14 protein-coding genes are annotated in these 12275 nt (G+C 70.9%); 5 read left to right on the top strand and 9 right to left on the bottom strand.

Annotated elements, in window-relative coordinates:
• Nucleotides 1–21 precede the first annotated feature (21 nt).
• The 3 genes from Ato02nite_RS18780 to Ato02nite_RS18770 form a co-directional block, all read right to left on the bottom strand.
• Nucleotides 22–306: a hypothetical protein gene (locus Ato02nite_RS18780; RefSeq protein ID WP_213007845.1), complete on the bottom strand. Its 285-nt coding sequence runs from the start codon at nucleotides 304–306 to the stop codon at nucleotides 22–24.
• Nucleotides 307–409: 103 nt separating this feature from the next.
• On the bottom strand, nucleotides 410–1171 hold the full coding sequence (locus tag Ato02nite_RS18775) for a DUF3152 domain-containing protein (RefSeq protein WP_246607193.1): 762 nt from the start codon (nucleotides 1169–1171) through the stop codon (nucleotides 410–412).
• A 34-nt stretch (nucleotides 1172–1205) separates the two neighbouring features.
• Entirely contained in the window at nucleotides 1206–1868 is a 663-nt protein-coding gene (locus Ato02nite_RS18770) for a DUF305 domain-containing protein (protein ID WP_213007844.1), read from the bottom strand.
• Nucleotides 1869–1947: 79 nt separating this feature from the next.
• On the opposite strand from Ato02nite_RS18770, the gene Ato02nite_RS18765 reads away from it, so the two are divergent.
• Nucleotides 1948–3312: an LVIVD repeat-containing protein gene (locus Ato02nite_RS18765; RefSeq protein WP_438873054.1), complete on the top strand. Its 1365-nt coding sequence runs from the start codon at nucleotides 1948–1950 to the stop codon at nucleotides 3310–3312.
• Nucleotides 3313–3354: 42 nt separating this feature from the next.
• Here Ato02nite_RS18765 and phoU read toward each other — a convergent pair whose 3' ends face one another.
• Nucleotides 3355–3990 (bottom strand): phosphate signaling complex protein PhoU, encoded by a 636-nt coding sequence (gene phoU, locus Ato02nite_RS18760; protein WP_213007842.1) that lies wholly within the window; start codon nucleotides 3988–3990, stop codon nucleotides 3355–3357.
• 63 nt (nucleotides 3991–4053) lie between these two features.
• Complete coding sequence (locus Ato02nite_RS18755) at nucleotides 4054–4758, bottom strand: GNAT family N-acetyltransferase (protein WP_213007841.1); 705 nt, start codon at nucleotides 4756–4758, stop codon at nucleotides 4054–4056.
• 228 nt (nucleotides 4759–4986) lie between these two features.
• On the opposite strand from Ato02nite_RS18755, the gene Ato02nite_RS18750 reads away from it, so the two are divergent.
• The 3 genes from Ato02nite_RS18750 to Ato02nite_RS18740 all read left to right on the top strand — a co-directional run bounded on the left by Ato02nite_RS18750 (nucleotide 4987) and on the right by Ato02nite_RS18740 (nucleotide 6938).
• Entirely contained in the window at nucleotides 4987–5226 is a 240-nt protein-coding gene (locus tag Ato02nite_RS18750; RefSeq protein WP_213007840.1) for a hypothetical protein, read from the top strand.
• Between the two features lie 507 nt (nucleotides 5227–5733).
• Nucleotides 5734–6327 carry a lytic polysaccharide monooxygenase auxiliary activity family 9 protein gene (locus tag Ato02nite_RS18745; RefSeq protein ID WP_246607191.1) on the top strand — a complete coding sequence of 198 codons (594 nt, stop codon included), beginning with the start codon at nucleotides 5734–5736 and terminating at the stop codon, nucleotides 6325–6327.
• A gap of 77 nt (nucleotides 6328–6404) precedes the next feature.
• Nucleotides 6405–6938, top strand: coding sequence for a hypothetical protein (locus Ato02nite_RS18740; protein ID WP_213007838.1), 534 nt, complete (start codon nucleotides 6405–6407; stop codon nucleotides 6936–6938).
• Between the two features lie 70 nt (nucleotides 6939–7008).
• Here the strand turns inward: Ato02nite_RS18740 and Ato02nite_RS18735 are convergent, their stop codons facing one another.
• Nucleotides 7009–7593, bottom strand: a complete 585-nt coding sequence (locus Ato02nite_RS18735) for a TetR/AcrR family transcriptional regulator (protein ID WP_213007837.1) — start codon at nucleotides 7591–7593, stop codon at nucleotides 7009–7011.
• A 122-nt stretch (nucleotides 7594–7715) separates the two neighbouring features.
• Here Ato02nite_RS18735 and Ato02nite_RS18730 point away from each other — a divergent pair, with 122 nt between their 5' ends.
• Nucleotides 7716–8549: an SDR family oxidoreductase gene (locus Ato02nite_RS18730; protein ID WP_213007836.1), complete on the top strand. Its 834-nt coding sequence runs from the start codon at nucleotides 7716–7718 to the stop codon at nucleotides 8547–8549.
• Nucleotides 8550–8584: 35 nt separating this feature from the next.
• Here Ato02nite_RS18730 and Ato02nite_RS18725 read toward each other — a convergent pair whose 3' ends face one another.
• The 3 genes from Ato02nite_RS18725 to Ato02nite_RS18720 are packed head-to-tail and all read right to left on the bottom strand — an operon-like array spanning nucleotide 8585 to nucleotide 12224.
• Nucleotides 8585–9268 (bottom strand): SprT-like domain-containing protein, encoded by a 684-nt coding sequence (locus tag Ato02nite_RS18725; RefSeq protein WP_246607189.1) that lies wholly within the window; start codon nucleotides 9266–9268, stop codon nucleotides 8585–8587.
• 53 nt (nucleotides 9269–9321) lie between these two features.
• A complete protein-coding gene (locus tag Ato02nite_RS52530; protein WP_281419758.1) occupies nucleotides 9322–9456 on the bottom strand; it encodes a hypothetical protein in 135 nt (44 codons plus the stop codon).
• Nucleotides 9453–12224 carry a glycoside hydrolase family 3 protein gene (locus Ato02nite_RS18720; protein ID WP_213007835.1) on the bottom strand — a complete coding sequence of 924 codons (2772 nt, stop codon included), beginning with the start codon at nucleotides 12222–12224 and terminating at the stop codon, nucleotides 9453–9455. The genes Ato02nite_RS52530 and Ato02nite_RS18720 overlap by 4 nt, the downstream gene beginning before the upstream one ends.
• Nucleotides 12225–12275 lie beyond the last annotated feature (51 nt).

Genomic DNA, 12275 nt, shown 5'->3' with positions numbered 1-12275 from the left:
ATTTCTGCTGGGTCGAACATCTCAGGACCCCGTATCGCTGTCGCGGGCCGCGATGGCCAGCGCGATGAACTCGCGGAACTCGGCGAACTGGGCCGCGGTCATCTTCCACCGGCGGCCGCCGACGATGTCGTTCTCGCCGGATGCCCGGCCCAGGCGGACCTTGAAGCCGTCGCCGTGCGGCTGCCCGTCGATCCGGAGGAACGTCACGTGGTAGCGCACGCTCTCCTCGGTGTCCCGGTGGAAGATCTCCAGCACCCGGCCGTCCAGCACCAGGATCTGATTGTCGAACGCGAACTCCGTCGTCATGGCCTGCAATCCGGATCTTGGCGGTGGTGGCGCCTCCAGTCTTGATCCGGCCCGGTCGTCGCACCAGCGGACGTACGGCTGATGGTGCCCGTACGGAAAAGGGTCAAGGACGGCCGCGGTCGCGTGGGGGGACCGGGTCGTCGTAGGCGCCGATGGCGCCGCGATGGCGTTCGCCGTTCAGCATCGGCCACGGGTTGGCGGTGCAGCCGTGCAGGCCGAGGGTCTGCTGCTGCATGACCGGGGCGGGCTCGCCCTGGCCGGGGCAGAGTTCGTGGGCCTGGCCGAGGCGATGCCCGACTTCGTGGTTGACGACGTACTGCCGGTAGACGTCGAGGCTCGCGCCGTACCCGGGAACGCCCTTGACCCACCGGGCCACGTTGATCACGACGTCGTCGTGGCTGCGGCAGGAGGTGTAGCCGTCGGCGGCGCCGTCGCAGAGGTGGTCGCGGGTCTTCGGGGTGACCAGGCGGACCGTGAAGTCGGCGTGGTCGCCGGGGCCGACGCGCTGCAGGCGCCGGTCGCCGCTTCCGGTCCAGCTGCGGGCATCCCGCAGGGTGGCGGTGACGGCGGTGGCGAACTGGGCGGCGGTGATGCCGTGGATGTCCCGTTCCACCGCGACGTGGTAGCGCAGCAGGGTGCCCTTCCGGCCGGCCGGGGCGGCGGTCTCACCGGCGGCGACCGCGAACTGCCGGCGGCCGGCGGCGGGGTAGGTGATCCGGGCCGGTGGTTTCCGCGCCGGCGTCGGCGGGGTGGAAACCGCCGTGGTCGCCGGCGCGGGCGGGGTGCCCCGCGGCTCCGCCCGGACCGCCGTGCCGCAGCCGCCCAGGAGAACCAGGATCGCGGCGGCCAGTCGAGTTGATCTCACGTTCCCTGACGTCCGCGGCCCGGCCCGGGTTGCATCAGGCGGCCAGGCCCAGCTGCTGGATCCGCTGGATCTCGCTGCCCTGTTCGACCGCCATCTCGCCGGCCACCTCGCGCAGCCGCTCGTCGCTCCCGCCACCCAGGACGTCGCCGGCCATCCGGACGGCACCGCGGTGGTGGTCGGTCATCATCGCCGCGAACCGGCGGTCGAAGGCCGGCCCGCTCAGCCCGGCCAGGGCGGCCATGTCGGCGGCGCTCTGCATGCCCGGCATGGCGGCGTGGTCGTGCGCCGGGTCGCTCTCGGGCAGGCCGCGGTCGCGCAGCCAGCCGCGCAGCCACGCCACCTCGGGGGCCTGGCTCGCACCGATCCGGCCGGCGAGCGCGCGTAGTTGATCGTCGGCGGCGCGTTCGCCGGCCAGCGAGGCCATCGCGATCGCCTGCCCGTGGTGGACGATCATCATCTGCACGAACGTGGTGTCGATCGAGTTGTAGGTCGACCCATCCGGCGCCGCCACCTGGTCGGAGTCGCTCACCCGCGCCGATTCGCCGGGCCGGCCGGGCAGCACGACGCGTACGGCCGGACTTTTCTCGGCCCGCGGAGCCGCCGCCGATCCGCCTGAGCCGGCCCGCGCCGCGACCGCCAGGCCGGCGGCCGCCGCGACGACAAGACCGGCCAAGATGATCGATGATCTTCTAATCATTCCGCTACTGTATCGACTGGAGTGAATACTTACCGTATCCGGAAGGAGCTGTATGAAGCACACCGCCTCACGAGGGTGGATGCTCACCGGCGCAGCCATGCTGGTCGCGGCGCTGCTGTCGGCACCGGCGAACGGAGCAACCCCGACCATCCCGGGCGTCGACGAGATCGTCAGCAGCCCGAACCTGACCCAGGTCGCCCACCTCGACAAGACCGGCCCCTTCGCCGCCACCACCAACTCGGACTGGGCGTTCCAGGGCCACTACGCGTACGGCGGGAACTACAACGGCTTCGCCGTCTACGACATCCTGAACCCGAAGGCGCCGACCGTCGCGACCCAGGTGCTCTGCCCCGGCTCGCAGAACGACATCTCGATCAGCGGCAACCTGCTCTTCCTCGGCACCGACTCGCAGCGCACCAACGACTCCTGCGACAACGTGGCCTCGACCACGTCCGAGCCCGGCGAGCGCTGGGAAGGCATCAAGATCTTCGACATCAGTGACCCGCTGACCCCGCGGTACCTGAAGTCGGTCAAGACGGACTGCGGCTCGCACACCCAGACGCTGGTGCCCGGCAAACGGCACGACCCCAACCTGTACCTGTACATCTCGTCGTACAACCTGGCCGGGGCCGACCAGCCGAACTGCGCGCTCCCGCACGACAAGATCTCGATCATCAAGGTGCCCCGGCGGAACCCGGCCGCCGCGACGGTGGTCGCCGCGCCCGTGCTGTTCCCGGACGGCGGTTACGGCGGCGGCACCGGCCAGGCGCCGACGACCGGCTGCCACGACATCACCGTGTACGCCGAGAAGGACCTCGCGGCCGGCGCCTGCATGGGTGACGGCGTGCTCTTCGACATCTCGAAACGCACGGCGCCGCGGGTCGTCACGACCGTCCGGGACACCGTCAACTTCTCGTTCTGGCACTCCGCGACGTTCAACAACAGCGGCACGAAGGTGGTCTTCACCGACGAGCTGGGCGGCGGCGGGGCGGCGACCTGCAACCCGACCATCGGCCCCGAGCGCGGTGCCGACGCCGTCTACGACATCGTTCGCGGCAAGCTCGTCTTCGGCAGCTACTTCAAGATCCCGCGGACCAACGCGGACACCGAGAACTGCGTGGCCCACAACGGCTCGCTGATCCCGGTGCCGGGCCGCGACATCATGGTGCAGGCTTGGTACCAGGGCGGCATCTCGGTGTGGGACTTCACCAACTCGCGGCACCCGCGCGAGCTCGCCTACTGGGAACGCGGCCCGATCTCGGCGACCCAGTTCATCGGCGGCGGTTCCTGGTCGGCGTACTGGTACAACGGCTTCATCTACTCCAACGACATCGCCAAGGGCGTCGACGTGCTCGAGCTCAAGGACCCGCGCACGGCGGTCGCGAAATTCTTCCGGACGGACGTCTTCAACGCCCAGACCCAGGACAATTTCCTGCGCTGGTGACATGGCCGGGGGCCCGGTTTCCCGTACGGCGGGGGCCGGGCCTCAGGATTTGGCGGCCAGCGACATGACGTGCCGGCCGACGTTGACGGCACGATCGGCGTACCGCTCGTAGTAGCGGCCCAGCAGCGCGCCGTCGACGGCGGCCTCGACCCCCAGCGGCCAGTCCGAGCTGAGCATGACCTGGAACAGTTGCCGGTGCAGCTGGTCCATGGCGTCATCGTCGCCGTCGAGCTGACCGGCGAGAGCCTCGTCGCCGTGCGACAGCGCCACGACGATCTTCGCGGCCAGCTGGTCCGCCACCGTACTCATCGCCCGGAACAGATCGGCCAGCTCCGGGGCGGCCGCGGTGGCCGGGTACCGCCGCAGCGTGGCGCGGGCCACGTGCACGGCCAGGTCGCCCATCCGCTCGAGATCGGTGGCCGCCTGCAGCGCGGACAGCGCCGACCGCAGATCGCCGGTGATGGGCTGCCGGCGCAGGACGAGGTTGAAGACCCGGTCATCGACGACGCGATAGAGCACGTCGACCTGGGCGTCGTTGTCGGTCACCTGCTGGGCCAGGGTGTAATCGGCGGTCAGCAGGGCGGTGCTGGCCTGCCGCATCGCATCGCGCACGGCCTTGGCCATGGTGACCAGGGAACTGCTGACCGAGGCGAACTCGCTCTGGAAGTCCTGCCGCACGGTCGTTCCCACCTTCATCGATATCGGTCCGGCGATGCTATGCCGCCTATGTTGCGGCGGGGTTCAGCCGAGGTCCAGCAGGGGCAGGAACTCGGCCCGGCGGCACTCGGCCAGCAGCCGCCCCAGCCGGCCGTCGTCGTCGCGGTCGCCGCCCTCCAGCCGCGCGAAGTAGCGCACCAGGAAACCCTCGACGATCTCGCTCCGGATCCGGTCCCGGGCCGGGCTGACCACGTCGTCCGACTCGACCACCAGGAGCAGCAGGCCGGGCTGCCGCCCCGCGCCCGGCGCCAACTCGGGCATCAGGTAGGGGATCGGCAGGCGGCGGGCGCCGAACCCGGCGTAGAGCCGCAGCCGCGCGTCATCGTCGCCGTAGTCACCACCGTCGTCGTCCGCGACGGGCGCATCGGGGTCCTCGGCCTCGGCCAGCACGACGTGCGGCTTGAGCGTGGCCCGCCAGTGCGGCGCGGCGGCGGCGACCAGCCGGCGGCCGAGGCCCTGGCCACGCAGGTCGGGCCGGATGGCGAAGTAGCAGAGCAGCGCGGCCCCGATGTCGGCGAACCACTCCAGGAAGAGCGCACCCACCGGCTCGCCGTCCGGCGTCACCGCGATCGCCCCGCGCAGTTCGTCGGCGGCCAGCACCCGGCTGAGCTTCTCGACGGGTTCGCGCTCGGCGGGCAGGAAGCTCGGCGCGATCACCGTGTCGTAGAGCCGGCGTAGCGTGCCGGCGTCCGCCGCACCCTCGAGAAACCGCACCGAGACGTCATCCACGCGAGAACTCTACTGTGGACCATGCAGCAAGTTGACTACTGCCTACTAGGCATACGACAATAAAGAATGCCTTCCGCCAAGCACAGAAGGAGTAACCCATGAGCGGCCAGGTCCCCTCCGCCCGGCCGGCACCGCCCCGCGATTTCGACGGCATCTTCAAGGCGTTGCTGGACGCCGGTGGGAGGTTCCCTGGCGACCCAGCTGGTAGAAGCACTGCGAAGGAGAGGTATGAACAACATCCTTGAGCAGACCGAAACCGGCCGCGAGATCGCCCGCAAAAACCGCGAGGAAGGGCGCGAGGAGGGGCGCGAAGAAGGTCACGTCGACTTGATGCGGGCCGCCCTCCGAGCGGCATACGGCGACATCACCGACCTCGACGAGCTAGCCCGGCGCCTGGCCGACCGCGACCACAGCGGAAACATCGCCCGCATCGTCGCCGGCGCGACACTGGACGACCTACGCGCCTGACCAGCGGGGCTGCCGTGCGCCTGCCCTCGTGTCTCGCCGAGGGCAGGTCCCCGGAGCCTGCTGCATTTCGACTCACCGTGGTCAACGCCGGCCTTCCCTCCCCGAGGACCGCCCGGCCGCAGGTTGCCGCAGCTCTGTCGTCCTGGCCGTGGACAGACGTTCGGTCCCGGCTGTTGGCAATGACTCGATGATGGCCGGCGGTGCCGGCGGGCGCGGATCCCGGACGCTGCAGCTGCGGTTGCGCGGCCGGTGGCCGGCGATCGTGATCATCGCCCTCTTTCGTGGGCCGCGGCTCGAGCGACAGGCGGCGGCCAGGTTGGCACACCCGTCTATATAGATGTCTGTTGATATTAGGACACATGGGTGTAATGCTGCATGGGAGCGCTCCCATCCCCCGATGCGAAGAATGGAGGGCGAACCGTGCATCCCCACGAGTCCCATCGAGCCGCCCGGCCGCACCGCGCAGCCGGCCGACGCCCGGTCCTAGTGCTCGCCACGCTGCTCGCTATGGCGGTCAGCCTGCTGCCCGGAGCCGGCCCGGCCCAGGCACACGGCACCATCGTCAGCCCGGCAACCCGCGCCTACCACTGCTGGCAGGCCTGGGGCACCCAGCACACCAACCCGGCCATGCAGCAAGAGGACCCCATGTGCTGGCAGGCGTTCCAGGCCAACCCCGACACCATGTGGAACTGGATGAGTGCCCTACGGGACGGCCTCGCCGGTCAGTTCCAGGCCAAGACCCCCGACGGGCAGCTCTGCAGCAACGGGCTCACCCGCAACGACAGCCTGAACCAGCCCGGCGCCTGGAAGACCAGCACGATCGGCGGCAACTTCGCCGTCCAGCTGTACGACCAGGCGAGTCACGGCGCCGACTACTTCCGCGTCTACGTGAGCAAGCAGGGGTATGACCCGGCCACCCAGAAACTGGGCTGGGGCAACCTCGATTTCATCACGCAGACCGGCAAGTACGCGCCGGCACAGAACATCTCGTTCAACGTCTCGACCTCCGGCTACACCGGGAACCACATCGTCTTTGTCATCTGGCAGGCCTCACACCAGGACCAGACCTACATGTGGTGCAGCGACGTGACCTTCGCCTGACCGGCCCGATCGGCCACCGCTCCGGCCCGGGACCGACGTCCCGGGCCGGGGCCTCGACAGCGAGGTGAGAAGCGATCATGAGGGACCGTAGCCGCTACCTGTGGGCGGCGGTGATCCTGGCGGTGTCGGCCGGCGCGGCCGCGCTGATCCACTCCGACGACGGCCGAGCCGAGGCCGCGGGCGTGCCGGCCCGGATCGAGGCCCGGATGCGCAGCACGCTCGAACAGTCGGACCCGGGACAACACAACCACTCCGGGCATCAGCCGGCCGCTTCGGCCGCGGTGATCTGCGGGGTTCGCGTTTACGGGTACGAGCCGGCCCAGGCGACCACCGTGGCCGAGGTGCGCACGGTCTACGGCTTCCACCTCTGCGGCGTCGCCGAGCCCGGCAGCCCGTGGGACGTGGCCGTCAAGCTGGCCGGTCCGGTGATCCTGGACCTGTCCACCGATCCGCCCGGCATCCGCGTAGTGGAGGCCACCGAGGACGTCCGGTTCGTCGACCGGTTGCGGCAGATGTTCCCGGAGCGGTACGCGGAGATGGCCCTCAAGGAAGGCCTGACCCAGTCGGAGATGGCAGACCTGCGCCGTCGCTACGCCGCGGCCGCCCGCTAGCGTGGCGTGCCCGCTACCTCGGTGCTTATGGCCCTGCCGATGCCCTCGGCCAGCGTCGGCCGCCCGGAGCTCATCTCAGGCCGTCGAGCAGGAGGGTGCAGATGACGTCGAGCTCGTGCTCGATGCCCGGCTCCGTCCAGGCGCCGGCCAGGCCGGGGTGGTGGAAGCGGGTGGTGGCGGTGAAGACGGCTCGGGCGGTCTCGGTCAGGTCGGCCCGCCGGAACGAGCCGTCGGCCATGCCGTCGGTGAGGATCACTTTCAGCTGACCCAGGAGGTCGGCCACGTGGTCGATCGCCGCGACGCTGTTCTCGGTGACCAGGATTTTGTAGGCGGCGAAGAGTTCCGGATCGTCGTGGGCCTTCGCCCGCTTCGCGGCCAGCAGGGCCGCTAGCCAGGAGCGCAGCCGCTGCGGCGGCGGGATCCGCGTGTCGTTCGCGATGGCCGCCAAGGCATCACGATCGCGGTTCAGCCAGCGCCGGGAAACCGCTTCGCGTAGCGCGGCCTTGGAGGGGAAGTGTTTGTAGACGGCGGCATGGCTGACGCCGAGCTCCTTGCCCACATCGACCACCGTTGCCTTGGCCGGCCCGTAACGACGCAGGACATCCTCGGTGGCCGACAGGATCGACTCGGCATCCAGCGGACCGCTTGCCCGCATCAGGGGGTGCGGTTCGGCGAGGCGAGCATCGTCTGAGCGTACCGGTTCTCCCGACCGTATTACAGGTTTCAGATTATGTACTCTGTAACCGCAGGAGTACCTCCGACGGAAAGAGACCAGACGTGACCATTTTGGTGACCGGCGCCCGGGGGCATGTGGGAGCTGCGGTACTGGGCGAACTGGTGGCCGCCGGGGTGCGGGTCCGCGCGTCCAGCCGCGCCCCGCGTCCAGGCGACTTCCCGCAGGACGTCGACGTGGTGCGGGCGGATCTGACCGATCGGACGACGTGGCGGGATGCTCTGACCGGCGTACGCAAGATCTTTCTCTATGCCCACCCGGAGACGGCGGCGGAGTTCGCGGCGGCGGCCCGCAGTGCCGGCGTTGAGCATGTGGTCCTGCTGTCGTCCTACACGGTGATGGCTCCGGACGCCGCCTCCAATCCGATCGCGCTGCGGCACATCGCTGCGGAACGGGCGCTGACCGACGCCGGTTTCGCCCGGACCTTCGTGCGGCCGGGCTACTTCGCCACGAACTCGTTGCGCTGGCAGTCGATCCGGACGGACCGCGTGCTGCGCACCGCTTTCCCGGACGCGACGACCGCGCCGGTCCACGAACGCGACATCGCCGCGGTGGCAGCCCGAGCGTTGCTGGACGACGCGAGGGACGCCGCCCATCCGGTGCTGGGACCAGGCCCGGTGACCATTCGTGACCAGGTCACCGCGATAGCCGAGGCGCTCGGTGAGCCCGTCCGGTTGCAGGAGGTGGACGTCGACACCTACCGCGCCGACCTGCTGACCCAGCTCCCACCGCCGCTGGTCGACCTCTTGCTCCGGGCCGGCGGCAGCGTGCATCAGCTGCCGGCGGAGGTGGCCACGGACGTCGTGCCGGAGATGCTGGGGCGGCCCGCCCGGACATTCGCCGAGTGGGCGCGCGACCACGCCGCCGACTTCCGTTGAGGAAGCGTCGAGGCCGACCCGGACGGCAACAAGGTCTAGGGAACCGGCTGTGCGGCGGTGAAGGCCACGCTCAGCAGGCCCGCCCGGGTCTGCACCTGGTAGCGGGTGCGTCCCCGTTTCACCACGGTGCCGGCCAGCCCGGCGTACTTGCCGGTGCCGGTCAGCCGGATCCGCTCGCCGACCTGGACCGGCACGGGTGCGGGCGCCGGGGTCAGGTGGCCGGCCCGGATGCGGGCCAGCTCGGCGTCGTAGCGGGGGTCCATCGGCGCCGGCCGGCCGAGGTGTGACCAGGTGTAGATCGCGGCCGGGTCGAAGCCGCGGGAGCAGCTGCGGCACGATTTGACCCGGATCGGCCGGCGGTGGGCGGTGGTGCGGTGCCCGGCCGGGCAGACACCCACCCACGGCCCGTCGACGCTGGGTGCGTCGGCCGGCATGCATCGCTCGCCGGAGCAGCCGATCCGCCGCGCGGTGGCCCGCCAGACCCGGTCGTGGCCGTGCCGCGGCCCGGCCAGGGCGTGCGCGATCTCGTGCAGCACGATGTCGGTGACCTGGTCGGGCTCGTAGAGGGCGATGAGCGGGCGGGACAGCCCGATCTCCTTGCGGTCGTAGCGGCACACCCCGGCCCGGGTCTTGGCGTTGTCGAACACCAGGTGCCACCCGGTCAGCCGGTGCCGGGCCATCAGGCCGGCGGCGAGCTGCCTCGCTGTCGTCAGATCCAACCCCGCCGCTCCCCGTTGCCTCGCACCCGCCCGACAATGGTAAGCGGCGCCGCTCAGAAGCCGATGACCTGGCGGATCAGCACCAGGTGGACGCGGCCCGGCAGGTCGCCGTGCCGTGCGCCTCGAGCGGACGAGGGGGAGGAGAGCGAGGTCGCCGGCCGGCTGGCGCGCGGCTGGGAGGACCTCATCCGGCGAGTGTGCCGCTGAACCTGATCTCGGTGATCCGGGTGCCGGCGTCCAGGATCAGGTAGAGGTCGTGCACGCCGTCCGCCGTGGCCGTGCGCACCCCGGCTTCGCCGGGCGGTACGGTGGCCAGCGCGGGGCCGGCGTACGGGTCGTCCAGGCGCAGCACCACCGGCGGGCCGTCGCCGCCGACCGCCACCTCGCGGGCACCGGTCAGGTCGAGCCCGGCCATGCAGCACCAGGCGCCGTCCTCGGCCGCCCGCACCGCCTCACCGCGCACCGGATCGCCGGTGGCGACCAGGGTGATCCCGCTGTACTCGTCGTGGTCGACCGCGGCGATCGGGCGTTCCAGCGCGGGCCGCGACCCGATCCGGCTGCCGCGCACCGACAGCGTCGCGGTGAGCCGGATGTCGCTGGCCGACCGCCCCACCATGACCTTGTGCCGGGCCGTCTCGACCACGAACCGGTTCGACGTGACGTCCCAGAACCGGAGTTCGTCGACGGGCAACGAGAAGGAGACGAGGGACGATTGGCCGGGTTCCAGGGTGATCTTCTCGAAGCCGCGCAGCTGCCGCAGCGGCTGCTTCACCCGGGACAGCTGCTGGTGGGTGTAGAGCTGCACGACCTCGCTGCCCGGCCGGCTCCCGGTATTGGTCACCCAGACGGTGACGGTGACGGTGTCGCCCGGCGCGGCCGACGAGTGCGAGACGTCGAGGTTCGAGTAGTCGAACGTCGCGTAGGACAGGCCGTGCCCGAACGGGTAGAGCGGGGTGCCGCGGTAGTACTGATAGGTCGCGTCGTTGGTGATGATGTCGTAGTCGAGCAGGTCCGGCAGTTCGCAGGCGCTGCGGTACCAGGTCTGGGTGAGCCGCCCGCCCGGGTCGGCCCGGCCGGTGAGCACGTCGGTGAGCGCGTGCCCGAGTTCCTGGCCGCCGTGCGACATCCAGAGCACCGCGGGCAGGTGCACGTCGGCCCACTCCACCGCGTACGGATAGCTGGAGACCAGCACCAACGCGGTGTTGCGGTTGGCCGCGTACACCTCGCGCAGCAGCCGGTCCTGCGCCGGGGGCAGCTTGAGGTCGGCACGGTCCTCGGTCTCCCGGCCGTTGACCAGCGGGTGATTCCCGGCCACCACGATCACCGCGTCGGCGGTGGCGGCCAGGTCGGCGGCGTCCGCGACCCCGTCCACCAGGGTTTCCAGGCGAAGCCGGGCGGCCCGGGGGCCGAGGTCGAGCTGGGCGGTCAGCGAGCCGGGCTCGGTGTTGCCGGGGGAGGAGTGGGTGCGCAGCGCCACCGTGCCGTCGGCCCGGCGGTCGAGGCGGAACATCTCCCGCACCACCCACTCGGACGGGCCGTCCGAGTCGGCCACCAGGCCGGCGGCGCCGGCCCGCAGGAACTTCCCGTTCACCGTGGACCGGAGGGTGACGACGCCGCCGCCCCAGTCGAAAACATCAAAACCGGCAACCTCACCGACCAGGCGTACGCCGTCGGCGTCGGCCGCCAGATAGCGGTCGCCGAGCCGCAGCGCGATCCGGTCGACCCCTTCGACGTGCAGGATTCGGTCGGCGCCGAAGATCTCGGCGAGGCCGTCGCGCAGGGTGCAGGAGTAGGGGAGTGAGCCGGAGTACCAGTCGGTGTAGTTGCGCGCCGCGTGCGGGCCGACCACGGCCACCGTGCGGTGCCGGGCCGGGTCGAGGGGCAGCAGGCAGCACTCCGACTTGAGCAGCGTGATCGACTCCCGGGCGGCCTCCCGGGCCAGTTCCTGGTGCTCGGCGCAGTTGATCACTTCGGCGGACACGTTCGCGTACGGGTTGGCCTCGTCCGGGTCGAACTCGCCGAGCCGTACCCGTACGGTCAAAGCCCTTCGGACGGCCCGGTCGATGTCCGCCTCGGTGACCAGGCCCCGGCGCATCGCTTCGTCGATGCGCTCGATGGTCACCTCGGAGCGGTCGTCGGCGTCGGTGAAGCTGTCGATGCCGGCGCGCAGCGCGGCGGCGTGGCTCTCCGCGTGGTCCGGGAACCAGGCCTGCTGCTGCGGGTCGGCCAGGTTGCTCGGCGCGTACGCGTCGGACACCACGAAGATCTCGTCGTCGGTCCAGGTGCGCAGCTCGTCGTTCAGGTACGGCGTGACGTGCGCGGGCCGGCCGTTGACCAGGTTGTAGCTGGCCATCACGGCCACCGCCGAACCGCGCTCGATCGGCCCCCGGAAGGCGGGCAGTTCGTACTCGCGGAGCACCCGGGGGCTCAGGTTGCTCGACATCGTGCACCGGTCGGTCTCGCTGCTGTAGCCGAGGAAGTGCTTGAGGGTCGGCGCGGTCCGCAGCACGCGCGGGTGGTCACCGGCCAGCCCCCGCGCGTACGCGTCTCCGGCCAGCGCGGTGAGCAGCGGATCCTCGGCGTACCCCTCCTCGTTGCGCCCCCACCGGGGGTCGCGCAGCGGGTTGACCACCGGCGCCCAGACGTTGAGGCCGCAGCGCGTCGGGTCCTTGTGGTGCAGCCCGCGCACCTCGGTGCCGACGGCGGTGCCGACCCGGCCGATCAGCTCGAGGTTCCAGCTGGTGGCCAGGCCGACGGCCTGCGGGAAGACGGTGGCGTCGCCGAGCCAGGCGAGCCCGTGCAGCGCCTCGGTGCCGGTGCGGAACGCGGCGATGCCCAGCCGGTCGACGGCCGGTTGGTGCTGGTGCAGCATCGCCACCTTCTCGGGCAGCGTGAGCCGGCCCAGCAGGTCGTCGACGCGTTCGGCGAGGGGTGCTTCGGGCTGGCGGAAGAGCATGATCACATCCGTGTGAGGCGAGGCCGAAGCGGATGGTCAGTCGAAGCGCTT

The sequence above is a fragment of the Paractinoplanes toevensis genome, from assembly GCF_018332695.1.
Classification (GTDB): domain Bacteria; phylum Actinomycetota; class Actinomycetes; order Mycobacteriales; family Micromonosporaceae; genus Actinoplanes; species Actinoplanes toevensis.
Note: the sequence above shows the minus strand (reverse complement) of the source record. Positions and strands in the feature narration are given on the sequence as shown.